General features: G+C 43.0%; 22 protein-coding genes, 16 tRNA genes and 1 pseudogene. 1 reads left to right on the top strand and 38 read right to left on the bottom strand.

Going from position 1 to position 26,423, the window contains the following annotated elements; translation table 11 throughout:
* Positions 1–43: 43 nt before the first annotated feature.
* The 20 genes and pseudogenes from P4361_RS07580 to queG all read right to left on the bottom strand — a co-directional run bounded on the left by P4361_RS07580 (position 44) and on the right by queG (position 18,939).
* Positions 44–1,387, bottom strand: a complete 1,344-nt coding sequence (locus P4361_RS07580) for a hemolysin family protein (RefSeq protein WP_053355620.1) — start codon at positions 1,385–1,387, stop codon at positions 44–46.
* A gap of 83 nt (positions 1,388–1,470) precedes the next feature.
* On the bottom strand, positions 1,471–1,689 hold the full coding sequence (locus tag P4361_RS07575) for a hypothetical protein (protein ID WP_053355621.1): 219 nt from the start codon (positions 1,687–1,689) through the stop codon (positions 1,471–1,473).
* Positions 1,690–1,695: 6 nt separating this feature from the next.
* Positions 1,696–1,878: pseudogene (locus P4361_RS23210) on the bottom strand (MerR family transcriptional regulator); the annotation flags it as partial.
* Positions 1,879–1,965: 87 nt separating this feature from the next.
* On the bottom strand, positions 1,966–2,349 hold the full coding sequence (locus P4361_RS07570) for a YidH family protein (protein WP_062236822.1): 384 nt from the start codon (positions 2,347–2,349) through the stop codon (positions 1,966–1,968).
* A gap of 72 nt (positions 2,350–2,421) precedes the next feature.
* The gene (locus P4361_RS07565; protein ID WP_328088858.1) at positions 2,422–4,167 is read right to left on the bottom strand and encodes a phospho-sugar mutase; all 1,746 of its coding nucleotides are present in this window, start codon (positions 4,165–4,167) and stop codon (positions 2,422–2,424) included.
* Positions 4,168–4,414: 247 nt separating this feature from the next.
* Entirely contained in the window at positions 4,415–5,968 is a 1,554-nt protein-coding gene (locus P4361_RS07560; RefSeq protein ID WP_328088856.1) for a bifunctional GNAT family N-acetyltransferase/carbon-nitrogen hydrolase family protein, read from the bottom strand.
* Between the two features lie 28 nt (positions 5,969–5,996).
* Positions 5,997–6,392: a VOC family protein gene (locus P4361_RS07555; protein ID WP_328088855.1), complete on the bottom strand. Its 396-nt coding sequence runs from the start codon at positions 6,390–6,392 to the stop codon at positions 5,997–5,999.
* Complete coding sequence (locus P4361_RS07550) at positions 6,392–7,042, bottom strand: HAD-IA family hydrolase (protein WP_328088854.1); 651 nt, start codon at positions 7,040–7,042, stop codon at positions 6,392–6,394. The genes P4361_RS07555 and P4361_RS07550 overlap by 1 nt, the downstream gene beginning before the upstream one ends.
* 205 nt (positions 7,043–7,247) lie before the next feature.
* A complete protein-coding gene (locus tag P4361_RS07545) occupies positions 7,248–8,114 on the bottom strand; it encodes a ComEC/Rec2 family competence protein (RefSeq protein ID WP_062236831.1) in 867 nt (288 codons plus the stop codon).
* 102 nt (positions 8,115–8,216) lie between these two features.
* Positions 8,217–9,383 carry a sporulation protein YhbH gene (gene yhbH, locus P4361_RS07540; RefSeq protein ID WP_053355627.1) on the bottom strand — a complete coding sequence of 389 codons (1,167 nt, stop codon included), beginning with the start codon at positions 9,381–9,383 and terminating at the stop codon, positions 8,217–8,219.
* A 415-nt stretch (positions 9,384–9,798) separates the two neighbouring features.
* Positions 9,799–9,978, bottom strand: a complete 180-nt coding sequence (locus tag P4361_RS07535) for a FeoB-associated Cys-rich membrane protein (protein WP_328088851.1) — start codon at positions 9,976–9,978, stop codon at positions 9,799–9,801.
* A gap of 26 nt (positions 9,979–10,004) precedes the next feature.
* Positions 10,005–12,011 (bottom strand): ferrous iron transport protein B, encoded by a 2,007-nt coding sequence (gene feoB / locus P4361_RS07530; RefSeq protein WP_328088850.1) that lies wholly within the window; start codon positions 12,009–12,011, stop codon positions 10,005–10,007.
* Positions 12,008–12,235, bottom strand: a complete 228-nt coding sequence (locus P4361_RS07525) for a FeoA family protein (RefSeq protein ID WP_053355630.1) — start codon at positions 12,233–12,235, stop codon at positions 12,008–12,010. The genes feoB and P4361_RS07525 overlap by 4 nt, the downstream gene beginning before the upstream one ends.
* Positions 12,236–12,366: 131 nt before the next feature.
* Entirely contained in the window at positions 12,367–12,552 is a 186-nt protein-coding gene (locus P4361_RS07520; protein WP_053355631.1) for a hypothetical protein, read from the bottom strand.
* A gap of 50 nt (positions 12,553–12,602) precedes the next feature.
* Positions 12,603–13,160, bottom strand: a complete 558-nt coding sequence (lepB, locus tag P4361_RS07515; RefSeq protein WP_053355632.1) for a signal peptidase I — start codon at positions 13,158–13,160, stop codon at positions 12,603–12,605.
* A gap of 192 nt (positions 13,161–13,352) precedes the next feature.
* Positions 13,353–15,248 (bottom strand): PrkA family serine protein kinase, encoded by a 1,896-nt coding sequence (locus tag P4361_RS07510; protein WP_328088844.1) that lies wholly within the window; start codon positions 15,246–15,248, stop codon positions 13,353–13,355.
* A 426-nt stretch (positions 15,249–15,674) separates the two neighbouring features.
* Entirely contained in the window at positions 15,675–16,148 is a 474-nt protein-coding gene (gene trmL, locus P4361_RS07505) for a tRNA (uridine(34)/cytosine(34)/5-carboxymethylaminomethyluridine(34)-2'-O)-methyltransferase TrmL (RefSeq protein ID WP_053355634.1), read from the bottom strand.
* A 74-nt stretch (positions 16,149–16,222) separates the two neighbouring features.
* On the bottom strand, positions 16,223–17,110 hold the full coding sequence (locus tag P4361_RS07500; RefSeq protein WP_328088842.1) for an amidase domain-containing protein: 888 nt from the start codon (positions 17,108–17,110) through the stop codon (positions 16,223–16,225).
* 80 nt (positions 17,111–17,190) lie between these two features.
* Positions 17,191–17,730 (bottom strand): methylated-DNA--[protein]-cysteine S-methyltransferase, encoded by a 540-nt coding sequence (locus P4361_RS07495; RefSeq protein WP_328088840.1) that lies wholly within the window; start codon positions 17,728–17,730, stop codon positions 17,191–17,193.
* A gap of 63 nt (positions 17,731–17,793) precedes the next feature.
* Entirely contained in the window at positions 17,794–18,939 is a 1,146-nt protein-coding gene (queG, locus tag P4361_RS07490; protein WP_328088838.1) for a tRNA epoxyqueuosine(34) reductase QueG, read from the bottom strand.
* Between the two features lie 84 nt (positions 18,940–19,023).
* On the opposite strand from queG, the gene P4361_RS07485 reads away from it, so the two are divergent.
* Positions 19,024–19,686 (top strand): B3/B4 domain-containing protein, encoded by a 663-nt coding sequence (locus tag P4361_RS07485; protein ID WP_328088836.1) that lies wholly within the window; start codon positions 19,024–19,026, stop codon positions 19,684–19,686.
* Positions 19,687–19,797: 111 nt separating this feature from the next.
* On the opposite strand, the gene P4361_RS07480 is transcribed toward P4361_RS07485, so the two are convergent.
* The 18 genes from P4361_RS07480 to P4361_RS07395 form a co-directional block, all read right to left on the bottom strand.
* Entirely contained in the window at positions 19,798–22,593 is a 2,796-nt protein-coding gene (locus tag P4361_RS07480) for a YhgE/Pip domain-containing protein (RefSeq protein ID WP_328088835.1), read from the bottom strand.
* Between the two features lie 215 nt (positions 22,594–22,808).
* Entirely contained in the window at positions 22,809–24,443 is a 1,635-nt protein-coding gene (locus P4361_RS07475; RefSeq protein ID WP_328088834.1) for an APC family permease, read from the bottom strand.
* Positions 24,444–24,790: 347 nt separating this feature from the next.
* Positions 24,791–24,875, bottom strand: a tRNA-Leu gene (locus tag P4361_RS07470).
* Positions 24,876–24,914: 39 nt separating this feature from the next.
* Positions 24,915–25,003 (bottom strand) — tRNA-Leu (locus P4361_RS07465).
* Between the two features lie 17 nt (positions 25,004–25,020).
* A tRNA-Cys gene (locus P4361_RS07460) sits at positions 25,021–25,095 on the bottom strand.
* 19 nt (positions 25,096–25,114) lie between these two features.
* Positions 25,115–25,189 (bottom strand) — tRNA-Gly (locus tag P4361_RS07455).
* A gap of 5 nt (positions 25,190–25,194) precedes the next feature.
* Positions 25,195–25,269, bottom strand: a tRNA-Gln gene (locus P4361_RS07450).
* Between the two features lie 5 nt (positions 25,270–25,274).
* A tRNA-His gene (locus P4361_RS07445) sits at positions 25,275–25,350 on the bottom strand.
* A 4-nt stretch (positions 25,351–25,354) separates the two neighbouring features.
* A tRNA-Trp gene (locus P4361_RS07440) sits at positions 25,355–25,428 on the bottom strand.
* A 29-nt stretch (positions 25,429–25,457) separates the two neighbouring features.
* Positions 25,458–25,541, bottom strand: a tRNA-Tyr gene (locus tag P4361_RS07435).
* Between the two features lie 78 nt (positions 25,542–25,619).
* Positions 25,620–25,695 (bottom strand) — tRNA-Thr (locus P4361_RS07430).
* An 8-nt stretch (positions 25,696–25,703) separates the two neighbouring features.
* A tRNA-Phe gene (locus tag P4361_RS07425) sits at positions 25,704–25,779 on the bottom strand.
* 4 nt (positions 25,780–25,783) lie between these two features.
* Positions 25,784–25,859 (bottom strand) — tRNA-Asp (locus P4361_RS07420).
* A gap of 4 nt (positions 25,860–25,863) precedes the next feature.
* Positions 25,864–25,940: transfer RNA gene (locus P4361_RS07415), tRNA-Met, on the bottom strand.
* Positions 25,941–26,032: 92 nt separating this feature from the next.
* A tRNA-Val gene (locus P4361_RS07410) sits at positions 26,033–26,108 on the bottom strand.
* 23 nt (positions 26,109–26,131) lie between these two features.
* A tRNA-Glu gene (locus P4361_RS07405) sits at positions 26,132–26,206 on the bottom strand.
* Positions 26,207–26,222: 16 nt separating this feature from the next.
* Positions 26,223–26,314 (bottom strand) — tRNA-Ser (locus P4361_RS07400).
* Between the two features lie 6 nt (positions 26,315–26,320).
* Positions 26,321–26,395 (bottom strand) — tRNA-Asn (locus P4361_RS07395).
* Positions 26,396–26,423 lie beyond the last annotated feature (28 nt).

Genomic DNA, 26,423 nt, shown 5'->3' with positions numbered 1-26,423 from the left:
GCCCGCCATCTTATTTAGACAGCGGGCACTTAATATGAATGTGTTACTCTAAATCGGTAACTAATTCAGGGGCTTTTACTGATCCCTCTATATCCTTCGAGATTTCTATTTTACTAACCTCAATGCGTTTGATCTGGTGGCCGTCAATTTCCACTACTTTGAAGATCAAGCCTTCATACTCAATCTCATCCCCTTCAACAATATCGGAGTTTTGAGAAAGCATCCAGCCTCCGATCGTATCGAGATCGGAATCATCAATATCAAGGCCATACAGATCATTTACTTCAGAAATTAGAACTTTCCCATCAAGCACGGTAACTCTAGGGGTCACTTTTAAAATCATCGGGGTTTCATCTGTATCGAATTCGTCCCTGATTTCCCCGACAATCTCTTCAAGTATATCTTCAACTGTAAGCAGACCGGCAGTTCCCCCATATTCATCCATGAGGACGGCCATGTGGACCTGCTGTTTCTGAAGCTTCACTAAGGTTTCCTGAATAGGTATGGTTTCAATCACGGTTAAAATAGGACGCAAGTAGCTCTCCAATGATTTTTCCACACCTGACATCAGGTCATAGAATATTTCTTTTACGTTTACCATGCCAACCACATGGTCTTTATCCTCATCAACGACTGGATAACGTGTATATTTTTCACTCGTAATGATGGAAAGATTTTCTTCAATTGACTTATTAATATATAAACAAACGATTTCCGTACGCGGTACCATAATCTCTTTAGCAATACGGTCATCAAATTCAAAGACTTTATTCACATAGCTATACTCTGACTGATTAATTTCTCCGCTCTTGTAACTCTCTGAAAGAATCAGCCGAAGCTCTTCTTCAGAGTGGGCCATTTCATGCTCCGAAACGGCAGACAGCCCAAACATTTTTGTTAAAAGCCGCGCACTTCCGTTTAGCACCCAGATGACTGGATACAGGACTCTGTAGAACAAGATCAGCGGCCCTGACAGCATCAGGCTGATCTCCTCTGCTTTTTGAATGGCAAAGGTTTTAGGTGCAAGCTCACCAAGTACAACATGGAGAAAAGTAATAATGGCAAAAGCAAGAATCAAAGTGACCGTTTTAGTAAGGGCAGGACTCAAGCTCAGCTGTTCAAAAACCGGCTGAAGCAAGTGATGAAGAGTACCCTCCCCAAGCCAACCAAGCCCTAAAGCGGTGATTGTAATTCCCAGTTGGCAGGCTGATAGATAACCGTCCAGGTTTAACAGCACTTTACGCACTGCAATGGCTTTTTTGTTCCCCTCTTCTACAAGCTGGTCGATTCTTGTGCGGCGGATCTTTACGATCGCAAATTCAGCGGCCACAAAAAAAGCGGTTAGTACAATCAGTAATGCTACTACGAATAACTTAAATATGTCCAAATAGACTCTTTATTCTCTCGTATAATTGGAGAGATAAAGATGTCACCTCCTGATTTATTTTACTGGATACTTTCGGCGTTCCCTTAAATAAGCGGCGTTTCTCCAATAATCAATAAAAGGCTGTGAAGTAAAGTTGCACGTTCGGCAGGCATATGTTTAACAGCAAGTTTTAATTGCTCCTTGTTTAGCTGTTGAAGAAGAGGCTTTAAATCCTGAACATCTTTTTCAAGTGTGTTGAGCTGCATATCGACTTTTTGCATCGTTTCTGCATACTGTCCCGCATTTTCATTGAATGATGCCATTTTTTCTTTAATCTTCTCTAAAGGCAGATGCTGTTTCTTATAATAATTGATCCACGTAAGCTGCTGTAGGGCTTCTTCACTGTAAAACCGATAATTGGATTGGGAACGTTCAGCCTTTAACAGGCCTAGTTTTGTATAATAATCAATGGTTCTTTTTGAAACGCCTGCTAATTCTGCTAGTTCGCTGATACGATACTTCCCAAATCAATCACCCCAATGCATAGATAATAAGTAATTTTACAGAATTAGAACCATACAGTCAAACGTTTCAGTTACTTATAGAATATTCCGCATGAGAAAATAACTTACCATCAGAATACTCATGACAATAACGAGGGAAATTGAAACCACAAAAACCATTCGAATCGGTGACTGGAACGTTTGATCATTGATTCGTTTTCGTTTATTGAAATAATCGACAGTCGCAAAGATAATGGTAGCCATTCCTAGCAAAAAAGCGATAAACCCAACAGCTGCCACCACCTGATCCTCAATTCGAAAAACTTTGATCTGCATTGTAAAGTGAAGATTTAAGAATACAAACCCTATGCCAGCCATAGCAATGGCCGTCCGAATCCAAGCGAGATATGTCCGCTCATTGGCCAGATGCTGCTGGATGTACCTAGAATCAATCGTTGCTTTCCTGTCTTGTTTATCCATATGAAATCTCCCTGTTATTGTTCCTGATCTGAAAAAAGCAGTTCCGGATCCCGGGACTGCTTTTTACTATTTTTACTGGGCTGCTGCAATAAGCTGATGGACGTGATTCATAACGTCAGTCTTCAGCTCACGCAGCAAGGTTTCACTGCTGCTGAAGGAGCCTGATTTGACGGCAAAGTAAAACTTGATCTTCGGTTCTGTCCCTGAAGGCCGCAAACAGAACCATGAACCGTCACGCAATACATATTTTAAGACGTTGGATGCTGGCAGGTGAATGCTGCTTTCCTCTTTATATGCAAGCTTGGTTCTCGTCCCTGTGCTGTAATCCTCAACAAACAATATCTCTTTACCCGCCATTTCCACTGGGGGACTGGCTCTGAACGAGTCTAATATATGGTGGATCTGTTCGGCTCCTGCTTTGCCTTTTAGCGTTAATGATTCAAGGCCTTCTAAGTGATATCCATAAGTATCAAATACATCCAAGAGGCCCTCATACATGGTTTTCCCTTGTTTCTTATAGAAAGCTGCAACTTCAGCAGCAAGGAGGCAGGCCTGTACGGCGTCCTTGTCGCGCACAAAATCCCCTATTAAATATCCGTAGCTTTCTTCATATCCAAACAGAAAAGTATGCTCTCCTGTCTTCTCATATTCCTTAATCTTCTCACCGATGAATTTAAATCCGGTGAGTGTATCGATGGTTTTCAGGCCAAACGAGCTCGTGATTTCTCTTCCCAGCTCTGACGTTACGATGGTTTTAAGCACAACCCCTTTAGGGCAGAGCGAGCCTTGAGCCTGTTTTTGTGAAAGAAGGTAATGAAGCATGAGTGCACCTGTCTGATTGCCTGTAAGAACAACATACTCACCTTCCAGGTTTTTCACCGCTACACCAACACGATCTGCGTCAGGGTCGGTAGCAAGCAGGATGTCTGCATCTTTTTCTATTCCATATTCAATAGCAAGTTCAAATGCTGCATGCTCCTCAGGGTTAGGTGATTTTACAGTAGAAAAATCCGGATCTGGCTGTTCCTGCTCTTTTACAACAGTAACATTTTTAAAGCCGATGGCATCAAGTCCGTTCCTTACGGGGTGATTAGCAGTCCCATGAAGAGGTGTAAATACAATGCTCAAATCCTGCATCTCATGGATGAGATCCGGATTTACGGTAATTCTTTTTAATTGCTCAAGATAAGCCTCATCAATTTCTTCTCCAACCATTTGTATGAGCCCTTCCGCTTTTAACTGCTCTTCAGGCACAACAGAGATAGCCAGTTCATTTTCGATTTCTTCAACTTTTTCTGTTAAGAGATCCGCTTCATTCGGTGGAAGCTGCCCTCCATCCGCTCCATATACTTTGTATCCGTTATACTCAGGAGGATTGTGGCTGGCTGTAATGACGATTCCGCTGAACGCCTTTAAATAGCGGACCGCAAAAGAAAGCACAGGTGTTGGTCTCAAGCTTTCAAATACATAGGTTAGAATTCCTTTTGATGCTAATGTACTTGCAGCCTCCATCGCAAATTCAGGTGATTTATGCCTTGAGTCATAGGCGATGACCACACCCCTCGCCTTTGCTTTCTCCCCTTGTGATTCAATAAAACTTGCAAGGCCTGCTGACGCCTTGCGGATTGTATATGTATTCATACGGTTCGTACCAGGGCCGATTTCGCCTCTCATACCTCCGGTGCCAAATTCGAGGTTCTTATAAAAGGAATCCTCAAGGCCGGTTTCCGTTTCTTTTAATTTCTCGAGCTGAAGCTGAAGCTCTTCGTCAAGATTCGGTTCATTCAGCCATTTTTCATATGCAGTCTTCCAGTTCATTACGGAATCTCCTCCTTTTAGGTGCGGGTCTACTCCCTCTATAATTCTTTACCGAGCATGTTTTCCCTTCTCATTCGGGAAATTCTCAATAGTATTTTTATTATAACGCAGTGCTAAAGCCACGAAAACTGCTTTCGACACGCTTTTATCTTTTGCCTTATGATCTGATGTCCTGCGACAATATTTCCCGGTAAATAAAAATTTATAAGCAAAAACGACAGGAAATTTCCTGCCGCTTTATTTTTTTTCAACCTTTACTTTTACTCTTTTGAACCACTTCATAAAGATCCAGTCTGCGGTTACGGAGCTGAGTGACGTTTCCTGTCTTGCGCTGTCTGCGCAAGATCTCAAGGTCAACGTCCCCGACCACCACTGTTTCGATGTTCGGATGGCACTCACCAACAATTCCGTCCCGAGGGAAAGCGAAATCAGAAGGCGTAAAGATTCCAGACTGCGCATACTGGATATCCATATTCTCAACTTGGGAAAGGTTGCCGACCGTTCCTGCTATGACAGTGTAGATCTCATTTTCAACTGCTCTTGCCTGTGAGCAGTATCTTACCCGGACATACCCCTGTCTGTCTTCTGTACAGAACGGCGTGAAGATAATGTTAGCTCCCATGTCTGTAACAATTCGGGACAATTCAGGGAACTCAATATCATAACAGATCAGAATGGAGATCTTACCGCAATCTGTATCAAATACTTGAACCTTGTCCCCAGGTGTAATCCCCCACCATTTTCTTTCATTTGGCGTAATGTGGATCTTATACTGCTTCTCGATTGTCCCGTCTCTGCGGAATAAGTACGCCACATTATAGATGTTTCCATCCTCTTCAACGAAGTGGGAGCCGCCGATAATATTAACGTTATAACGGACAGCGAGATTAGTAAAGAGCTCAATGTAATCCTCTGTAAACTCTGTTAAACGCCTGATGGCTTGGCTAGGGCTTTTTTCTTCACAAAATGATAAAAGCTGAGTTGTCAGGAGTTCAGGAAAGACCGCAAAGTCAGAGCCCTGATCGGCTGCAACATCTGTATAATATTCTACTTGTGTAGCAAAATCTTCAAACGATCCGATAGTTTTCATCATGTATTGAATAGCCGTGATACGGATCGGTTCACTCGTTTTAAAATGCCTTCTCGTATTATGCGGATGGTAATCAACGTTATTCCATTCCATTAAAGTCGCATACTCTTTAGACTGTTTATCATCCGGTAGATAATGGCGGTTGATCCTCATGACAGTAAAACCATTCATCAGCTGGAACGTCAGTACCGGATCGTAGATATTGTGGTGAATCACTTCTTTTACATAATCTCTCGGCGTCATTTCAGTCGAATGTTTGTAATAGTTAGGAATGCGTCCACCAAGGATAATACTTTTCAGGTTCCACTCTTCAGCCAGTTCTTTTCTCGCTTCATAAAGACGCTTTCCGATCTTCATCCTTCGGTATTCCGGATGGACCATAACTTCTATGCCGTATAGGTTATAGCCATTGGGGTTATGGTTGGTAATGTACCCCTCATCAGTGATCTCGTCCCAAGTATGCTGGTCATCATATTCATCAAAGTTAACGATCAGACTTGAACAGCTGCCAATGATTTTTCCCTCGTATGTAACTACAAACTGACCTTCAGGAAAAATGTCCAGATGGCTTTCAAGCTGCTCGCGCTTCCACGGCTCCATGTGATCTGGGAAACAGGTTTTCTGCAATTCAAGTATTTCATCTATATCATTGTATTGTATATTCCTAAGCTCAATCTTCTTTTCAAATTTGGAAACATCAACTTCGCTCAATGGATTCACTCCTATCCTTTTTCATGCATCAAATCCAATTGCTCATTCTCTCAGCCAAAGAGCCTGTGTTGAGCTCCAGCTGTATGCCATCAGGATCCAAAAAATTAACGCAGCGTCCTCCGCCTCGTTCTATAGGGCCTCTGATAATTTTTACTTCGTTAGCTATAAGGATTTCAACTGCTTGATCAAAATCTGCTTCAAGTACAGTGAAAGCCGCATGGTCTATACCTGCTGATACCCTATCCGCTTTCTTAGCTTCTCCCCGTTCCAGTAAACAAATCCACACTGGCCCCCACTCGAGATATGCGTCAGTCCGCCCTCTGTGAACAAGCTCAGCTTTTAATATATTTTGATAAAAAATCAGCGATCGGCTTAAATTTTCAACAGCAAAAGTTAGGTGATTGACCCCCTGGATTTTGAACATCAGAATCTGTTCATCAGTTCCTTCAACTGTACTTCTGCCAATGATTCCATCTGGTGATCTACATCTCCAAATGCAAGTCCCTTTGTTACTTCATTTGGAATGACCACGCAATAAAGCCCTGCTGCCTTTGCTGCTCTCGCTCCATTTGCCGAATCCTCAAACGCGATCGCTTCATTGGGTTTAACCCCAAGGCATTTTACGGCTTCCAAATACAGTGCCGGATCTGGTTTTACATGTTCCACATCATCCGCTGTTTTAAGGCAGTCAAAATAGGAAAGCAAATTTAATTTTTCCAGGTGCCCCGTTACCCACTGACGTGAGGAACTGGTTGCCAATGCTATTTTCAGACCGAGTTCTTTAGCAGCTTCAAGATAGTCTTCCACTCCCGGCAAGGGTTTTTCACCCTCGAGCATGGATAGTACCCGCTCATGATGCTTGGCACGCAAGCCCTTTCTATCGACCTTCTTGTTGATTTGTTCTTCAAGGTATTCAAAGGGATCCAGAAAATCTTTTGTTCCGATGCATTGCTGCCATAACTCTAAGGGCATATTGCAAGAATGCTCAGTAAAAATTTCTTGAATGGCATTATATATACTCTTCTCCGAATCTAAGATAAGCCCATCAAAGTCAAAGACTACAGCTTTTATCATTTGCTTCCCATCCTCCCTTTTCATATCTTTATTTTCTTATCCCTGCCCTAAAAGTGCAAGGGAGAAGCCTTTTTTAGAAAAACGCAAGTGCCCAGCTAAAATCCGACAAGCGCTGGAGCTAGACATTACTCCTATGCAAACTATATTTTATCCTACCTTAACCTACAAAATCACAAAAAAACAAGACAGCCCAAAGCAGGCTGCCTTATTTAAATCCGTTCGTTCGAAACGTAATTTTATTTCCGTTGCTGATAGCCGTTATGACTCCGAGCTGATCGGTTCTGTAGATGGTCATATTCAGTCTTTCCAGACGGAACAGCACTTCTTTTGATGGATAATGATAGGGATTATTGTTTCCTACCGAGATCATAGCTGTCTTCGCATGGACTGCTTTTAAAAACGCCATCGTTGTTCCCGTATTTGCTCCATGATGACCTATTTTAATGACATTTGCTTTTAAATCCTTTTTGGATGACAGCAGTTCCTTTTCCGATTCCATTCCAGCGTCAGCCATCAGCAAAAAGCGGTTTTTCCCGTGTGTAATTCTTAAGACCGCAGAGTAATCATTAATGTATTTATAATAAGCAGAACCAGGTGCAAGCATATCAACCTTCACCGAAAAACCAAAACGGAATTTGGTTCCTGCCTTGGCACGTTCTACCGGGATGTTCTTTTCGTTAATAATTTTGAAAAGATCGTGATAATAAGCGGTATCATACGGAAGATTGGGCATATAAATCTTTTTCACATTAAAATTGCGGATCACATCGTCCATCGATCCGATATGGTCATGGTGAGGATGCGTGGCCACCAAAACGTCTATGTCTACAACTCCCTGGCTTTGCAAGTACCGGATGATCTCAGGTCCATCATTTTCATCGCCGGCATCAACAAGCATATTTCTCCCATTTGGCATCTGAATCAGGATGCAATCCGCCTGCCCGACATCTAAGAAATGCACCTTAAGCGGTTCAAACCACGCAGCACTTGCGATCTTAGGGGAGATGCACAACACAGCAGCAGATAGAATAACCGCTAACACTATCTGCTTCATGATTCGAATAACATTCAACGACTCCGTCCCCTCCCATTTGGTTATGAATTAGTTATATGTAACTTTCCTGCATAATAAAAGAAAACCCATTATCCAATACATGGATAATGGGTTAGCAGCTTATTTTGCTGCTTCTCTTTTTCTGAAAAAGCTTTTCATGGAATGATATACATCTGCTTTTTCTTTAAGAATATAATAATTGAATTTAGGATCTGTGATGTTTTTATACACACTCATCAAAGTGGAATGGCGGTTATAGGCATTGACCTCGCCATATCCAAACATATTACTGTGCTCCATAATTTCCTGCACAAGCTTAACGCAACGAGCATTGTCGCTTGTCAGATTATCACCGTCTGAAAAATGAAAAGGATAAATATTAAACCGTGATGGTGAATACTTTGTTTCAATTAATTCCAGGGCTTTACGATAAGCTGACGAACAAATCGTTCCTCCGCTCTCCCCTTTTGAAAAGAAATCTTCTTCTGTTACAACTTTCGCTTCTGTATGATGAGCAATAAATTCAATTTCCACTGTTTCGTATTTGGAACGCAAAAAACGGGTCATCCAAAAGAAAAAACTTCTTGCCATGTATTTTTCCCAAATCCCCATTGATCCTGATGTATCCATCATAGCAAGGACTACAGCTTTTGATTCCGGTTTTACGACTTCATTCCAGGTTTTAAAACGCAGGTCGTCGTTATAAATGGGTGCTATTGCCGGTTTTCCTTTTAAGGCATTGCGCTTAAAAGCAGTTAGAATGGTGCGTTTCTTATCTACGTTCCCCATTAATCCAGTCTTGCGAATATCGTTGAACTCAACCTTTTCCAGAACGATATTGTCCTGTTCTTTTTGTTTTAAATCCGGCAATTCCAGCTCTTTAAACAAAAATTCCTGAAGCTCTGCAAGTGATACTTCCGCTTCCGAATAATCGGCTCCCGGCTTGTCGCCTGCCTGACCTTTGCCCTTTCCAGCTCCAGCCTGGTTTCCGTTCCCATCTCTCGCCACCACGTCTCCTACCTGGCTGTCACCGTCCCCCTGCCCTACATGCTTATTCTTCTCATAATTGTATCGGATTTTGTATTCATCCAGGGAACGGATTGGTATTTTAATAACATCACGCCCATTGGATAGAATAATGTTTTCTTCACTGATTAGATCTGGCAGGTTGTTTTTAATGGCCTCCTGGACCTTTTCCATGTGTCTCTGATGATCCTGATAGCCTTTGCGGTGGAGGGACCAGTTCTCTTGAGAAACGGCAAAATTGTTTTTAGCTTCCTCGCTCATTATTTCCCCTCCTTCTTTTTTAATTGGCTCATTATTTTATTTGAATGAAATCGGGTCAATTGATAAAAGAACCACCCGCTTTTGAATTGAAAAAGGGTTGGTTACTTTATCCTATGCAGTACAAGATGAGAATTGCTAAGTAATTGACACATTTTTCAATCTATTGAGATAAGCGTAGGTTTGCTCAACAAGAAGCAGGACCCTTAAGTCTTTTTCTTTGGGTACGGGGGGCTGTATCGCAAGTGAAAAAGTCTGAATTTCCAGTTAGTTACAATTAAACGCTAGTTTGGCTCAATTATTTCGAATTAGAATCAATTAATCATCCGTTTGGCTCAATTATTTAGATTTTCGCTCAACTCCATCTTCAAACGGCACAAAAAAAGCACCCCATGAAGAACATGGAATGCTTTGAAAGTTATTTATTGTAGTTTGATAAGGCAACTTTATCATCCATCATATCACTGCATGCGGACTGGCAGCCTTTCTTCAATGCACAGGTTGCGCATTTTCCTTGTTTGCTCTTTTTTACAAATCGGAAAATGGTGAAGCCTGCATATCCAAAAATAAGTAAGCCGAGCAAAATATTAAGCAGCATTCATTATCCCTACTTTCCGTTAAAACTTAAAAGCCGAGCAGCTTTCCGCCCTGGTAGATCACCAATGAAACCAGGTAAGCGATGATAAGGGCGTAGATAATCGAAAACCATGTCCATTTAGTTGATCCGGTTTCCTTTTTGATTACGGCAACCGTTGCAAGACAAGGGACGTACAGCAGTAAAAATGCCATGAAGCTATAAGCCGCCAATGGAGTGAAGTGGTGCGCCATCACGCCCTGCAGTGTGTGAAGATCAGGTGCCACATAAATAATATTCATCGTGGATACGACAACTTCTTTGGCGAGGAATCCTGTCAGTAAAGCAGCTCCCGCCTGCCAGCTGCCAAATCCAATAGGTTCAAACAGTGGAGCGAGCACTCCGCCGATCATGGCCAGGAAGCTCTTATTCATTTCAACGTCAAAACCGGACGGACCTGCATAACTCAGGAACCAGATCACGACCGATCCTCCAAAGATAAAGGTTCCGGCTTTCCTAACAAACCCCTTCCCTTTTTCCCATGTATTCCTCATGAGCGTACGCCATTGTGGAATGCGGTAAGGAGGAAGCTCGATCACGAACATCGAACTCTCTTCCTTAAGTATGGTTGAAGAGAAAAGCTTGGCCAGAGTCAGTGCAATCAGAATTCCCAATAGGTAAAGAGAGAGCACTATAAGCGCTTGATTTTGTGTAAAGAACGCTCCCACAAACAGGCTGTAAACAGACAGCCGTGCGGAACAGGACATCAACGGCGTTAATATAATGGTTAAGAGGCGTTCCTTTGGCTGCTCAATCGTTCTCGCTGCCATAATTCCTGGAACGTTGCATCCAAAACCGATAATCATGGGGATAAACGCTTTCCCGTTCAACCCGATGCTCTCTAACGTCTTATCCATAACCATGGCAATCCTCGCCATGTATCCTGAATCTTCAATGAAAGAGATCAGGAAGAAAAGGATCATGATCTGGGGTACAAATACAAGAACTCCTCCCACTCCAGCCACGATGCCATCCAGAATCACTGCCTGGATAAATGAAGAAGCACCGGCTGCTTGCAGGATGGATTTCAATGTATCTGTTAAAGGACCCGTCAGGAATCCATCGAGCATATCAGAAATTGGGCTCCCAAGCCAATCAAATGTGAGTTTGAAAATGAAGTACATGAAAAAAATAAAAATAGGAATACCTAAAAATTTGTTCGTTACGATGTTATCAATGCGATCGGATAATGTATATTTTACGTCTTTCCCTTTTATTAAGGAGACGTCCACAATATCCTGGATGTAGGCGGCTCGGACAGCTCGTATAAAATACAGCAATGATTTAGCTTTTTCTTCGCTTTGAATACGTTGTTCTGTCTCTGCGAGCAACGTCTGGAGCTCTTCCTCTGCAATGTACGATTGAAGCAATGTGCGCACGACATCATTTCCTTCAAAGAACTGAAGAGCAAGCCATCGCTTAGGCGGCAAGCCGTCAATGTCAGGAATTTTAGCCGCTAATTGATCCATTGCTTTTTCAAGTATACTGCCATAGGAAATATATAAAGGCTGATTCACTTGCTGCTCATTGGTCAACAGCCCCGCCAGCTCTTTGCAGCCAGAACCTGTTCTGGCGACGATTGGAAGAACAGGGCTATTCAGCTTTTCAGACAGCTTTTTTTCATCTATTGAGATCCCGCGGCCTTTAGCAACGTCCACCATGTTAAGGCCAATGACTACGGGCTTGCCATATTCGAGAAGCTGAATCGTTAAGTATAAGTTACGTTCAAGCTGTGAAGCATCAACGATATTTAAAACCATGGAAAATTGTTCTTCAATCAGGAAACGGGTTGCAACCCCTTCATCTTTTGAAAGCGGGTTAAGTGAATAGATTCCGGGCAGATCAATCAAGTGCCCTTTTTTATTGTTCAGCATTCCGACTTTCTTTTCTACGGTTACACCTGACCAGTTTCCTACATATTCGTAAGAATTCGTTAGGATGTTAAACAAAGATGTCTTTCCGGTATTCGGGTTACCGGCTAGTGCGATTTCAATCATGAATGGCAGACCTGAATCATTTTTGCTTCACTTCTGCGGATCCCAACCCATTGTCCGCCTGCTTCAACAGCAAAAGGCCCTCCAAACGGAAGAATTCTTTTGATGATGATTTCAGTTCCTTCCATGATTCCCAAATCAAGCAGTCTTCTGCGTACCAATGTATTCACAAGCTCTGTATTTATGATTTTTGCTTTTCCGCCAGCTCTAATATCCGTTAAAACCATATTTTAGCACCCCTGAGAGAATGATAATTATTATCAATGTATATTCTCATTATATGAGATTCATTCTCAATAGTAAACAGGCAATTTTCATTCTAATCAAAAAACCTGCTTCGGTTACCCGAAACAGGTTTTTACTGGTTATTCTTCTTTTTATTGTTATGTTCATACTGCGCAGGGTCAGGCGTTTTTCCGCGTTTCTCTACATCCTCATTCGTGGACATTTTCTCCATTACCTTTCCATGTTCCTTCATTTCTTTAAAGTTTGGAGTCATGGAGCTGTTTTTTGGTTTTTCTGTATAATCCTGTTCTCTCGACATATACCATCACCTCTTACGTGCACTATTCCCTTATTCCAATCTCAATAAACTTACTTGATAACTTCAAGCTCTTTTACAGGCCAATAGCGCAGGTTTACTTCACCCACTATTTTTTTCATATCGATCAGCCCGATATGGCGGCTGTCAATGCTGTGCAGCCGATTATCTCCCATAACAAAGACTTTTCCTTTTGGAATGACCTTTTGGCCGGTTACTTCTTCCAATGTAAAATCACCTGTCAGATTCCCGCTTGTAATATGCTTCTTGTAATCATCTAAATAGGGCTCATCAATTTGTTTGCCATTGATATAAAGGTGATCATTTTGATAGGCAATCCGCTCACCCGGCATGCCAATCACCCGTTTAATATAGTCCTCTTTCGCATTCGCATGAAACACAATCAAATCAAACCGTTTAGGCTCACCAAGATTGTAGCCTAATTTATTTACAATCAGCCTGTTTCCATTTTGAATGGTCGGCATCATGGATTCTCCATAAACTACGTACTGTTCAAATAAAAATTTCTTTATCAGCAACGCTAGTATAAGTGCTATTCCAATGGCTTTGATCCAATCCCATAATTGGCTGCTATCCTCCCTGGAACTCATCCTTTCACTTCCTTTTTGTTAGCGTTTAGTATCAATTTACCACTATAGTTTATCATAATACAAGGTATTCTCTTTCTAAGTCCCCTTTATTCTTTTATAATCCACATATTTTTTTGCCTTGGGTCATACTTCTGGGCAAGACTTTATAAAAAAAACGCATCCTATGAAATCATAGGGATGCGTTTTTAATAACTAGCGGTTTAAAAGGCTTCCTACATACCTTAGGAGTTCGTTCGCTGATGTCGTATTGTACCCATGGTCTTCGACGAGGCGGGCTATGACTTCATTTACCTTTTTGAGCTGTGTTTCATCAGGTGTCTTTGAAGAAGTCGTAATTTTAACAACATCTTTCAAATCTGCAAACAGCTTCTTCTGGATTGCTTCTCTTAAGCGTTCGTGGGAATTATAATCAAATTTCTTTCCTTTTCTCGCATAAGCGGAAATTCGGATTAAAATTTCTTCCCGGAATGCTTTCTTCGCATTTTCAGAGATTCCAATCTGTTCTTCAATAGACCGCATCAGCTTTTCGTCCGGGCTCATCTCTTCACCAGTCAGCGGGTCTCTCAGTTTATTTTTATTGCAATAAGCTTCCACATTGTCGAGGTAATTATCCATCAGTGTTTTTGCAGATTCTTCATAAGAATAAACAAAGGCTTTCTGAACTTCTTTCTTCGCAATCTCATCATATTCCTTTCGTGCCAGGGAGATAAAATTAATAAAGCGCTCTTTATCCTCTTTCGTAATCGAAGCATGGTGGTCCAGTCCATCCTTCATAGAGCGGAGAACATCGAGTGCGTTGATCGATGGAATGTCTTTGCGGATGATGGCAGAAGAGATCCTGTTAATGACGTAACGAGGATCGATTCCGCTCATTCCCTCATCCGAAAACTCCTTCTGCAGCTCTTCCAGATCGATATGGTTGTAGCCTTCCACGATCTCGCCGTCATACAGCCTCATTTTCTTGATCAGGTCCATACCCTGCTTCTTTGAGTCCTTCAAACGGGTTAGTATTGAGAAAATCGCTGCAACTCTCAAGGCATGAGGAGCAATGTGGACATGGGACATATCACTGTCTTTGATCATCTTTCCATAGATGCGTTCTTCTTCAGAAACCCTTAGGTTGTACGGAACTCCCATAACGATAATCCTGGAATGTAAAGCTTCATTTTTCTTATTGGCGATAAATGACCGGTATTCCGATTCATTCGTATGAGCGACAATCAATTCATCCGCAGAGATCAGCGCAAATCGTCCCGCTTTAAAGTTGCCTTCCTGAGTAAGAGATAATAAATGCCAGAGGAACTTTTCATCACACTTCAGCATTTCCTGAAACTCCATCATCCCCCGGTTCGCCTTATTCAGCTCTCCATCAAAGCGGTACGCACGGGGATCTGATTCTGATCCGAACTCTGCGATCGTTGAAAAATCAATACTTCCTGTTAAATCAGCAATATCCTGTGATTTTGGATCGGATGGGCTGAATGTTCCAATCCCTGTCCTTTTATCTTCGGAAAAAAAGATTCGTTCAACCATCACATCTTCAATGCAATTATCATACTCTTTTTCAAGCCTCATCGTGTTTAAAGGGGACAGGCTGCCTTCGATCCTGATGCCATAATCTTCAAAAAAATCCTCACGCAGATGATGAGGAATCAAATGCAATGGATCCTCATGCATCGGGCAGCCTTTGATGGCAAATACCGCTCCTCCATCTGTTTTCGAATATTTCTCCAGACCTCGTTTCAGCATGGTAACAATCGTGGATTTCCCTCCGGAAACAGGCCCCATCAGTAAAAGTATCCTTTTTCGAACATCCAACCGTTTAGCTGCAGGATGGAAATACTCCTCTACTAGCCTTTCGATTGAATCCTCTAGCCCAAAAATCTGGTTGGTGAAAAAGTTATACCTTTTGGCTCCATTCACTTCCTCTATTCCTGCATCTTTAATCATATTATAGACTCGGGAATGAGCGGACTGAGCGACATAAGGGCGTTCCTTTAAAATCTCAAGGTATTCTCCGAAGGTACCTTCCCAGGCAAGACGCCTCTCCTCTTCACGGTGCAATTGGATTTTACTTAAAATATCCATGTGTACCCCCTTGCGTAGTGTTTGCATCCTTCGTTTGTTAATCTACTTTATGCGAGGATGTCCCCAATCATTCAAGTTGTTTTTTGTTTTTCCGATAGAAAAACTTTGTTGTAGCAGTACCAAAAATGATAGTGGTTTTAGTATTGTTATGTGTCATGACGATGGATTAGTCTTGATATTTTTCAAGCTAGTTTTTTACACCAGTTTTACGTTGTGCGGATACAGCGGTTTCGATATAATAAAGAAAGGATATGGAAAATTGCACCCAAAGGAGGAGATCGCATGAGTTTCATCCTTATACTAGGAGTTATGCTCGCGTTCTTAACCGCCATTTTCACTGCGGGATACAATGACAATCCCGGAGCAAAATAAGCTGTACATATAAAAAAACGCCCCAATATGGGACGTTTTTTTATTTTTTTTGCGCTAATCCAATGTTGGAAACTCCTGCTGTCTCAATGCTTCATAAATTAAAATCGCTGCGGTATTGGACAGGTTCAGTGAGCGAATATTCTCGTTCATCGGCAGTCTGAAACAGCGTTCCTCATTTGCCTTAAGCAGCTCTTGCGGCAATCCGGTCGTCTCACGGCCGAACACAAAAAAGTGATCGCGTGATGACTCGCTGTAATTCATATCGCAGTAGCGCTGTTTTCCGAATTTGGTAATATAGTAATACAATCCTTCTGGAAAACACTCGAACAGTTCCTCCAGAGAATCATAATAATGAACATCAACGTGTTCCCAGTAATCCAGTCCTGCCCTCTTCAACTGTTTATCATCCGTTGAAAATCCAAGCGGACGGATCAGATGCAGAGATGTTCCTGTTCCCGCACATGTACGGGCAATATTTCCGGTATTGGCCGGAATCAGGGGCTGATAAAGAACGACATGTAAACCCAAAACTCTCACCTCGAATGCTTATTCCTCCATTATTATAGCACTTTTATCGGAATATAGCCTTGAGGCACACGTTTTTACACAATATGAAAAAACTTATATTTGATTTGCGGGGTATAGGCGGTGGAATCCTCGTACTTCCAAAACCTCATCCGGCTGTCTGTTGAATGTGCATTGACCAGCGGCTCTCCAGAAGAATCCTTGGCTACCACAATCGTTGTATGCTGCCAATGCCCGTCACCATCAAAATCATAGCAGATGACGTCACCTGGTATGAGCTGGCTCGCTGAAGACACCTCCCTCGCCTGCAGCTGTGATTTGGAGCCGCTCAAATACCATCTCATGGCGTTAGCTACCGTCCAGCTGTAGCTCCAGTCATGATGTTTAAACCACCATCCCTTTGAACGGGTGCCATGATGGACCATAGGAATGCCCCCGCCAGCATGAAGACACTGTGAGATATAGTTTGTACAATCGACATCAAAGGATTTGAAGGAAGGGTTATACGTATTCCACCATCTTTCCGCATACCTTACTGCCGCCAGCCGGTCATACGGCTGCTTTCGAAGGACGGGAGACTCAGTCTCTCTTTCGATCTTTACTTTTTCTTTATGCTGCCCTTCAGGATTTAACACTTTATCACTGATCAGCTGATCTTCTTTAAAGACCGCTCTCCTCTCCTGGGTCCATTCTTCTACATAAAAATCATAACCATGCCTGATCAGGTTACTGAAGTGAAGAATGTAATCCACCTGACGAAGATCATCAAAGTTGGAATGCCTAAGAACCTGTGCTTCTACATTATTGTTAACAAGGACGGCATTTCTCTCATGCAATGCCTGTTTTTTGCGGGCAAAACTCTCCCTTTCTTCCAATGGCAAATAAACACTATCAGTCCACTTTTCGTTGACCATCCAATCGGTCAGCCGCTGAATATAGAACTTCAGATGCTCCAGCCAGTACATAGGCCACCCCCGTGTTGCAATATTAACGTACTATCAGCATATGAAACAGAGCCAAAAAAAAAGAACCGTTTAAAAACGGTTCATGAGGTCTTTGGTATAATGTTTTGAATTTCAATGTTTAAAAGAAGTTCTTTTTTATCCAATCCGCCGCCATAGCCTACAAGCGCACCATTGCTTCCAACTACCCGGTGGCATGGAATAACGATGGGGACTGGGTTTTTATTGTTTGCGCTGCCTACAGCTCTCACTGCTTTCGGGGCGCCTATTCCCTGTGCGATATCCTTATAGGAGCATGTAGCGCCATAAGGAATTCCCTTCAGTTGCTCCCAAACTTTAATTTGAAAAGGAGTGCCATACAGGTCTAATGGAATAGAAAACTCCTGCAGTGTACCGCTGAAGTAGCTCTCAAGCTGCTCAACAATCTTCTGCAGCTGTCCTGGTGAATGAATCAGTTCCCCCTTAAGGTAGTTCTTCGACATCCAGGATTGAAGGGATGGTAAATTTTCTTCAAGGCTCCCAAAGTCAATCCGGCAAACACCATTTTCGGTTGCAATAATAGTCAGGAGGCCAATCGGGCTTTTCATTTCCTCATATGAGAATAATGTTTTTATATTACACATAAAAATCCCTTCTTTTATTTTCTTAATGATTTCTATACTAACGGACATGTTCCTGTGATGCGATTAGTAAATTCCGTGATTTTCAAGCAAATTCAGCCCTTTATCGATTTCTGCAGCCACATTTCCGTCTTTTTCTCGTTCTTTTGCCGCATTAAGATGATTTCTTGCGTTCACTGCCCCTATTTTCCCTAGAGCCCAGGCCGCTGTTCCCCTAATTACTGGTCTAGGGTCTTCATTCATCAGCTGGACGAGTTCATCTGCAGCTGATTCATCTTTAAAATGAGCAAGAGCAAGAATAGCATTTCGCTGGATCGGTTTTTTCCCTCTCCATGAGCCGGAGACATGGCCGAACTTTTCCTTGAACTCCCGGTTGCTCATATGAAGGATCGGCTTTAATAAAGGCTTCGCTATCTCAGGATCCGGTTCCATCTCCTGATGAAGATGGAAATCCTTCCCCTTATTTTTCGGACATACCGTCTGGCAGGTATCACAGCCATATAAACGGTTTCCTATTTTTTCACGGTATTGGTCAGGAAGAAAATCCTTCGTTTGTGTTAAGAAAGCAATACATTTATTGGAGTCCAGCTGTCCTCCCTGTACAAGGGCTCCAGTTGGGCATGCATCGATACAAATCGTGCAATCTCCGCATTGATCGGTAATCGGTGTATCGGGAGGAAGGTATACGGTAGTCAGCAATTCGCCTAGATACACATAAGAGCCGAATTCCGGTGTGATGGTGGAACAATTCTTTGCACTCCATCCAATTCCCGCACGCTCTGCAGCAGCACGATCGGACAATTCCCCGGTATCGACCATTGACATCACCTCTGCCTCCGGAACCTTTTCTGCAATAAAGGCCTCTAACAGCCGGAGCTTCCCACGCAAGATGTGGTGATAATCCACTCCCCAGGATGCCCTGCAGAAAATCCCTCTGCGTGCACCTTTTACACTTCGGGGAGCATCTTTCATTTTTGAAGGATAAGCTAGAGCGATGGATATAATGGTATGTGCACCTTCCATCAAAAGCTGAGGGTTCGTTCTCTTTTCAATGTCTTCTTCTTCAAACCCTGATTGATAACCGAGCTCCTGCTGCTGGATAAGCCTTTCCTTCAATTCAGTAAAAACATCTGAAGAAGCAAATCCAATTTTGTCGATACCAATTGATTTACTATATGCAATAAGCTCTTCTTTAAACTGGGCGCCTGTCATAACTGTACCTCCTTTCTCCATAAAAGGATTTCTTCATCTATGGTAAACTATCTATAAAATACATTGATAAGCCAAGGTGATCTGATGATAAAACTAGCAGAGGATATTAAAAAGCTTGTCCCTTCCTTTAAACTGGGAACAATACTATATCATGATATCGTGATTGGAGAATCACCGCAAATGCTAAAGGGCAGATTCCAATTATTTCTTGAATCGCTGAAATTGGATGCTGAGCAGCTCAGTGTATCTGACAACCCCGGGGTTCAGGAATGGAGAAAAACCTTCAAGGCGCTTTCCATGGATCCCTCCAGATACAGACCTTCTGCAGAAGCCCTGCTTCGAAGAGTTTATAGCGGAAAGGACATAGGTTTGGTCAATTCAGCGGTAGACGTTAATAATTTCTTTTCTCTTCAATATGGTGTACCTATCGGGATTTATAATGCAGCAGCGTTAAGCGGTGAGGTTGAAGTAAGGCTTGGCAGTCCTGAGGATCAATACGAGGGATTAAACGGCCGTTTAATGAACATGGAGGGCAAACTGCTATCCTCTGATGCCAACGGCCCGTTTGGCAGTCCAATCGTTGACTCCAAGCGCACAATGACTTCCCCTGATGTGACAAGTGCGCTCCAGATCGTTTACTTGCGCCCTTCCATGTCAACAGAAGAAAGTGCCAAGCTACTGGCTGCGATTGAAAAAATGTTTATCCAGATTCATGGCGGTTCTGCAGAATCTTTTATCGTTCAATAAAAAAAGCGCAGTACTTCATTTAAAACGAAGTACTGCGCTAAAACCTACAACTGCCTTGATTCAATATAGTCCCAAACTTCAAATAATATGACAACCTGTTATATTATTTTTTTATGCTCTCAGTCCTGCTGTGTCATCTTGTGACTTATAACTTCCGCTGCTTATAAGCATGACTGCAAACGCCAGAAGAGCAAATACTGCAAGATAGATAAACAGGACACTTGCATTAAATAAGGCGGTTCCTGGAGCATCCAGAGATAGAACAGACTTAAATCCTGCAATGCTGTACCTAAACGGCAGGAACTCACTTAAAGTCCGCATATTGGCAGGGAGCATGTCAATTGGAAGATTCGCTCCTGTAATGGAAAGCTGGAGCACAACAAATGCCAGTCCAAGAAACCGTCCAATCACTCCGAGTGCAGCAAAGAAGCTGACAATTGCAGAAAATACGATACTAACAAAAATAGCGAATAGAACAAATCCTGCCGGGTTCTCAACGTTTACTGCCAAGACCATAACAACAATGGAAAGCAGCAAAGCTTGAGCAATAGCCAGAACGGATAAATTCATAAACTTTGCACCGAACCAGGCAGCTGCTGATACGTCTTCCGGTCTTTTGAAATTCATGAACATGGACATGATCAAAATTCCGGCAAACAATGCAAGAGTTAATACATAAGGAGCTGTTGAATCACGATAATGCGGATATTTGAACACCTTATCGCTCTTTAATTTCACTGGTGAAGCAAACATGTTGAAATTCTTCTGATCAGGGGTTTTCAGGCTGCTTGTTTTAGCTGCTCCATCTTTCAATCCCGAAGCCAGTTCAGCTGAACCATCATTCAGTTTTTGGGCACCATCATTTAACCGGGTGACACCTGAAGTTAAATCTCCCCATCCTTTTTCCACTGTTGCATTTCCATCACTAACCTGCATCGTTCCTGAATGGATTTTATTTGCACCTGATGTGAGGTCTTTCCACCCTTTATCAACATCCGCGTTTCCATCGCTGACCTGTCCAGACCCGGCATATAGTTTACTTGTACCGTCAGTCAGCTTATGCCATCCTTTATTGACATCGGCATTCCCATCTCTCACCTGGACTTGTCCATCATGGATTTGGGTTGTGGCACCTTTTAGGTCCTTCCATCCTTTATTCACTGAAGCATTTCCGTCTGATATTTGGCCTGCGCCTGCATCTAGCTTCGTAACACCATCCGTCATCGTCCCCCAGCCCTTATTGACGGTTGCGTTGCCGGCTGCAATCTGTGATGTGCCTGCATGAAGGTCACCGACTTTAGTTACCATGGTATTCCAGCCATCTTTAATTTGCTGAGTTCCATTTTTTAATGCTGGCACCTTCTCGTTGAGCAGTCCTACACCATTATCAATAGTTCTTTGGCCTTGAACCAGTTGCTTTATCCCATCTGCAACTGATAAATTACTTGGTACATCATGTTCAGTTAGTGTTGCAGCAATGCCATTTGCACCCTGTTGTAGTTTTTCTAACTTTATCTTATTTTCCGGTTTATTGGCGGCATCAGATAAAGCTTTACCTGTTCCTACGATTTTTTGCAATTTAGGATCATTTTGCAATTCAGGGTGTTCTTTTAAAAATGCCTGTAGATCAGAGGATAATTGCTGCAAGCCCCCTCCTAATGCTTGTGATTGAGCGGTAACATCACCAATGCCAGCTGCAACCTGCTGACTTATAGGCAATACCTTTTCTTTAAGAGCACCTTGTGTCTGTTCTAAACCTTTTAACAGGTCAGATGTTCCTTTTTTAAGGTCAGGTATCTTTTGATTTAGCAAATCTGCACCAGCTGCCAAATCCGCAACACCTTGCTGTTTTTCCTTGAGATTGTCTAGCAGCAATCCTGTCCCCTCATTCGCGGCTTGTGATCCTGCCGCTAAAGCAGCTATGTTTTTTGAGCCGCCTTTTAATGAAGTTAAAAGTTCATCTGTTCCATTTTTAAGAGTCTGTGAGCCGTCAGCAAGACGTTTGATATCTCCCTGCTTAGCAGTCAATGACTGCAGCATTTGTCCTGTGCCTTTTTCCAAATCACTCGTTCCGTCCGCTAGCTTTTTAATATCACCCTGCTTGCTTGTCAAGGATTGAAGCATTTGTCCAAGGCCATTGTTGACCTGCGCCGAGCCATTGGCTAATTTGGTAATATCATTCTGCTTTCCAGACAGGGATTGAAACATCTGCCCTGTTCCTTTTTCAAGTTCTTTCGCTCCTGCAGCAAGTCTGGATATATCGCCTGAGTTATTTGTAAGCGATTCCAAAAGTGTGCCGGTTCCTTTCTGTAAATCAGATGTGCCTCCATTTAGCTTTGAAGAACCATCTGCAGCCGTCTGAAACCCGTCAGACACATCTTTCAGGCTGACAAACATATTGTTCACGTATTTCTCCGTAATCCGGTCTGCCAGCTTTTCCCGGATCTGTGCTGTCGCGCTCTTTGTAACCTGTGCAGCCATAAAGTTTAAACCTTCATTCTGCACATACTTCAATTCCGGTTTTTGAGGATCGGTTGAGAGAACGGTCGTTACCTTCTTAGAGAAATCTTTGGGGATTTCAATGACCATGTAATACTTCAAACTCTTCAACCCGCTTTTCGCCTCATCGGAATCAACAAATTTCCAGCCGAGGTCTTTTCCTTTTTCCAGATCAGCGACTAAATCCTTTCCTGCATTAATCGTCTCCCCATCTGATTCGGCTCCCTGATCGTTGTTAACGACCGCTACCGGCAGGTTTGACAGGTTGTCATATGGCCCCCACCTAGGAGACAAGAGTATCCCGCCGTACACAACAGGTACGAGCAAGGCAATAATGACTGATAACAGCAGCCCTTTTTTCGCTGCCATTCCCGCCATTTCTGCCTTGAACAAACTAAAGACCTTCATCCGCTACTCCCCCATGCTTTAGAATAAAATACAGGTGAAGATGAATGACCATTCACCTATAAGCCTATGTATTCTAATAAATGACAAAAAAATCCTTTCTTTTTATATTGAAAATTAAAAATATTTTTAATTTTCCTGGCAATCGGATAACTCGATGTATTAAAAAGCATAAAAAAAGAAGTGCACCATTTATGCACTTCTTTTTACCGTAATAGTTAACCTGCTTCTTCCCCAGATTCGTTCCCGCGTTTCGTCATTTCTTTAACTCTAACTTGCTCATTCAGTTTAGCTGCTTCGTCTAAATACTCGGTTTGAATCCCGCTTTTTACAGCCCAATAATAAAACACAAGGGCTAAGCATGCAATGAGAACCATATCCCAGCCAAATGGAATGATGTTGGCTCCTCCAAATTTTTCACTTCCCAGGTAGGAGATAAACATCATGCAGATTAAGTAAACAACCATCCAGAGTCCTGCCAGGAAATTCGTTTTGAAACCTTTCCATTTCTTTCTCGCCTGATAATAAAAGTAAATTGGAAGGCCAATCAAAATAAAGAATAGCACCTGTCCAGTCAGCGGCCATCTTGCCCAATACAGCGTTAAAGAGGCAAAGACGAACCCGCATGGTGCGATGATGCTTAGTGCTTTAACACGTAATGGACGATATAGATTCCTGCCTGTCCGTCTTAATGTCATGACGGTAACTGGGCCGGTGATATAAGAGATAAGGGTTGCTACTGAAATTACTTCTGCTAGTACCCCCCAGCCTCTAAAGACAAACAGAAACAGAAAACATACAGCAAGGTTTAAATACATAGCAGGACGAGGCACACGGTAAAAAGGATGAACCTTTCCAAACACTTCTGGTAAATAACCGTTCTTTTCCATTCCGTAGATCATTCTCGCTGTGGTGGCGGTATACGTAGTTCCTGTGCCGGAAGGAGAAATGAATGCATCACAATAAAGTAAAATGACAAGCCAGTTAATGCCCAGTGCAATGGCCAAATCGGCAAATGGCGAATTGAAATTTAAATGATGCCAGCCTTTAGCAATCGTGGCAGGACTGACAGCCCCGATAAAGGCCACTTGCAATAAAATGTAGATAACGGTTGCGATCAGAACAGACCCTACAACTGAAAATGGAATAGTGCGGCCGGGATTCCTTGCCTCACCCGCCATATTAATGGGGCTTTGGAAACCGTTGAACGCGAATACAATCCCTGAAGTAGCTACGGCAGTTAGTACACTTGCCCATCCATAAGGAGCAACACTGTGCCCGGATGTAAAGTTCTCCCCATGAAATCCTACGAAAAGAAGCGCTCCAACCGTGAGTCCAGGAATAACAATTTTAAAAATTGTTATCAGGTTATTTGCTTTGGCAAACAGGCTGACTGCCCAATAGTTCAAAAAAAAGTAAATCAGCATCAATACTGAAGCGATAACCAATCCTTTCCCGGTAAGGGTGCCTTCCGTCACTAACGTGTGCGTCCACCTTGCCCATTTCCACGGCCATGAACTCATATATTGCACAGAGGCGATTGCTTCAACAGGAATAACAGAAACAATGGCAATCCAATTGGACCAGGCTGCAAGAAATCCTACAAACGATCCATGAGAATACTGTGTGTATTTCACCATACCTCCGGCTTCAGGAAACATGGCGCCTAATTCAATATAAGAAAGCGCTATAAATAAAATAACGATCATGCCGATGATCCAGGAAAAAACAGCGGCTGGACCGGCGATTTGTGCAGCTCTCCATGCCCCAAATAACCAGCCGGATCCAATGATCGATCCGAGCCCGACCATGGTCAGGGCAAAAGTTCCCATCTTTCGTTGCAAATCACTCATTCATGAAACTCCCTTCCAAAACTGTCTGTTTAAAGATAATATTCCTTTGTCGTTACTGTGAATCCCATAGAGGAATACTGAATATGATTACCGACAGCCTTCTATCTACAAATTTCGCCTTTTTTTTACATTTGTTTAGGGTAGAGCACATAATTGGCAAAGTGTTCATTCTTTCGTGAACAATTTGAGAGTGGAATAGTATTAGGCGCCAAATGCACGTATATTAGTATGCGATAATGTAATGGAGAAAAAACGTATATCTCTGCGTACTGAAAAGTATAAAGAAAAAAAAACGTTCCTTGCACTGTGCAAGGAACGTCTATATTTAACGTTATTATGTTATGTAATGGTACCGGTGGTCGGGGTCGAACCGACACTCCCAAGGGAACACGATTTTGAGTCGTGCGCGTCTGCCAATTCCGCCACACCGGCATGCAATTAATCATTAGGCAGTTAAGTTATAAAATATTATGGTGCCGAGGGCCGGACTCGAACCGGCACGATAGTCACCTACCGCAGGATTTTAAGTCCTGTGTGTCTGCCAATTCCACCACCCCGGCGCTGGGGAATTATGTAGTGGAGGCGGCAACCGGATTCGAACCGGTGGATAAGGGTTTTGCAGACCCTGGCCTTACCACTTGGCTATGCCGCCAGAAACAAACAAGATAATATGGAGCGGAAGACGGGATTCGAACCCGCGACCCCAACCTTGGCAAGGTTGTATTCTACCACTGAACTACTTCCGCATTGATGGCTGGGCTAGCAGGATTCGAACCTACGAGTGACGGAGTCAAAGTCCGTTGCCTTACCACTTGGCTATAGCCCATCATATGGGGCGACTGATGGGAATTGAACCCACGAATGCCGGAATCACAATCCGGTGCGTTAACCACTTCGCCACAATCGCCACATGGCAGGGGCAGTAGGAATTGAACCCACACCAAAGGTTTTGGAGACCTTCGTTCTACCTTTAAACTATGCCCCTAAATTGTTAATGTGCAACTAAAATTTAGATGGTGGAGGGGGACGGATTCGAACCGCCGAACCCAAAGGAGCGGATTTACAGTCCGCCGCGTTTAGCCACTTCGCTACCCCTCCATGAGAGACAAATCCTATTTTAATACAAATTCATCTATTCTTCAAGAAGAAATTTCTTACAGTTCTTGAAAAGAAAAGTGGTGCCGGCTAGAGGACTTGAACCCCCAACCTACTGATTACAAGTCAGTTGCTCTACCAATTGAGCTAAACCGGCAAAAAAAATGGTGGCTCGAGACGGAATCGAACCGCCGACACGAGGATTTTCAGTCCTCTGCTCTACCGACTGAGCTATCGAGCCAAAATGGCGGACCCGACCGGGGTCGAACCGGCGATCTCCTGCGTGACAGGCAGGCATGTTAACCACTACACCACGAGTCCATTTTGGTTGCGGGGACAGGATTTGAACCTGCGACCTTTGGGTTATGAGCCCAACGAGCTACCAGACTGCTCCACCCCGCGATAATATTAAGCTTACGGACGATATGTCCGAGTTAATGACTGTCTCTTCCTCTACAAGCAAATTCTTGAATGTAGAAAAAGTTAAGTATTAATGGTGGAGGATGACGGGTTCGAACCGCCGACCCCCTGCTTGTAAGGCAGGTGCTCTCCCAGCTGAGCTAATCCTCCGAAAAAGTTATATGTATAAAAAATGGTGACCCGTACGGGATTCGAACCCGTGTTACCGCCGTGAAAGGGCGGTGTCTTAACCGCTTGACCAACGGGCCATTCGTTGAAAAGTTATGGCGGAGAGCAAGGGATTTGAACCCTTGATACGGCGGTAACCGTATACACGATTTCCAATCGTGCTCCTTCGGCCACTCGGACAGCTCTCCAAAATATGGCTCCACAGGTAGGACTCGAACCTACGACCGATCGGTTAACAGCCGATAGCTCTACCACTGAGCTACTGTGGAATAATATAAGCCTGGCAACGTCCTACTC

Source organism: Fictibacillus sp. B-59209, assembly GCF_036216745.1.
GTDB lineage: Bacteria > Bacillota > Bacilli > Bacillales > Fictibacillaceae > Fictibacillus_C > Fictibacillus_C marinisediminis.
This window is presented reverse-complemented; position numbering and strand designations above follow the sequence as displayed.

Excerpts from the sequence above, each read along its gene's own strand:
- P4361_RS07575 (WP_053355621.1), bottom strand. The coding sequence starts at position 1,689 with ATGGCATCATTCAATGAAAATGCGGGACAGTATGCAGAAACGATGCAA.
- P4361_RS07570 (WP_062236822.1), bottom strand. The coding sequence starts at position 2,349 with ATGGATAAACAAGACAGGAAAGCAACGATTGATTCTAGGTACATCCAG.
- P4361_RS07565 (WP_328088858.1), bottom strand. The coding sequence starts at position 4,167 with ATGAACTGGAAGACTGCATATGAAAAATGGCTGAATGAACCGAATCTT.
- P4361_RS07555 (WP_328088855.1), bottom strand. The coding sequence starts at position 6,392 with ATGTTCAAAATCCAGGGGGTCAATCACCTAACTTTTGCTGTTGAAAAT.
- P4361_RS07550 (WP_328088854.1), bottom strand. The coding sequence starts at position 7,042 with ATGATAAAAGCTGTAGTCTTTGACTTTGATGGGCTTATCTTAGATTCG.
- yhbH (WP_053355627.1), bottom strand. The coding sequence starts at position 9,383 with ATGAGCGAGGAAGCTAAAAACAATTTTGCCGTTTCTCAAGAGAACTGG.
- P4361_RS07535 (WP_328088851.1), bottom strand. The coding sequence starts at position 9,978 with ATGCTGCTTAATATTTTGCTCGGCTTACTTATTTTTGGATATGCAGGC.
- feoB (WP_328088850.1), bottom strand. The coding sequence starts at position 12,011 with ATGATTGAAATCGCACTAGCCGGTAACCCGAATACCGGAAAGACATCT.
- P4361_RS07525 (WP_053355630.1), bottom strand. The coding sequence starts at position 12,235 with ATGGTTTTAACGGATATTAGAGCTGGCGGAAAAGCAAAAATCATAAAT.
- P4361_RS07520 (WP_053355631.1), bottom strand. The coding sequence starts at position 12,552 with ATGTCGAGAGAACAGGATTATACAGAAAAACCAAAAAACAGCTCCATG.
- lepB (WP_053355632.1), bottom strand. The coding sequence starts at position 13,160 with ATGAGTTCCAGGGAGGATAGCAGCCAATTATGGGATTGGATCAAAGCC.
- P4361_RS07510 (WP_328088844.1), bottom strand. The coding sequence starts at position 15,248 with ATGGATATTTTAAGTAAAATCCAATTGCACCGTGAAGAGGAGAGGCGT.
- P4361_RS07500 (WP_328088842.1), bottom strand. The coding sequence starts at position 17,110 with ATGTACTGGCTGGAGCATCTGAAGTTCTATATTCAGCGGCTGACCGAT.
- P4361_RS07495 (WP_328088840.1), bottom strand. The coding sequence starts at position 17,730 with ATGTGTAATATAAAAACATTATTCTCATATGAGGAAATGAAAAGCCCG.
- queG (WP_328088838.1), bottom strand. The coding sequence starts at position 18,939 with ATGACAGGCGCCCAGTTTAAAGAAGAGCTTATTGCATATAGTAAATCA.
- P4361_RS07485 (WP_328088836.1), top strand. The coding sequence starts at position 19,024 with ATGATAAAACTAGCAGAGGATATTAAAAAGCTTGTCCCTTCCTTTAAA.
- P4361_RS07480 (WP_328088835.1), bottom strand. The coding sequence starts at position 22,593 with ATGAAGGTCTTTAGTTTGTTCAAGGCAGAAATGGCGGGAATGGCAGCG.
- P4361_RS07475 (WP_328088834.1), bottom strand. The coding sequence starts at position 24,443 with ATGAGTGATTTGCAACGAAAGATGGGAACTTTTGCCCTGACCATGGTC.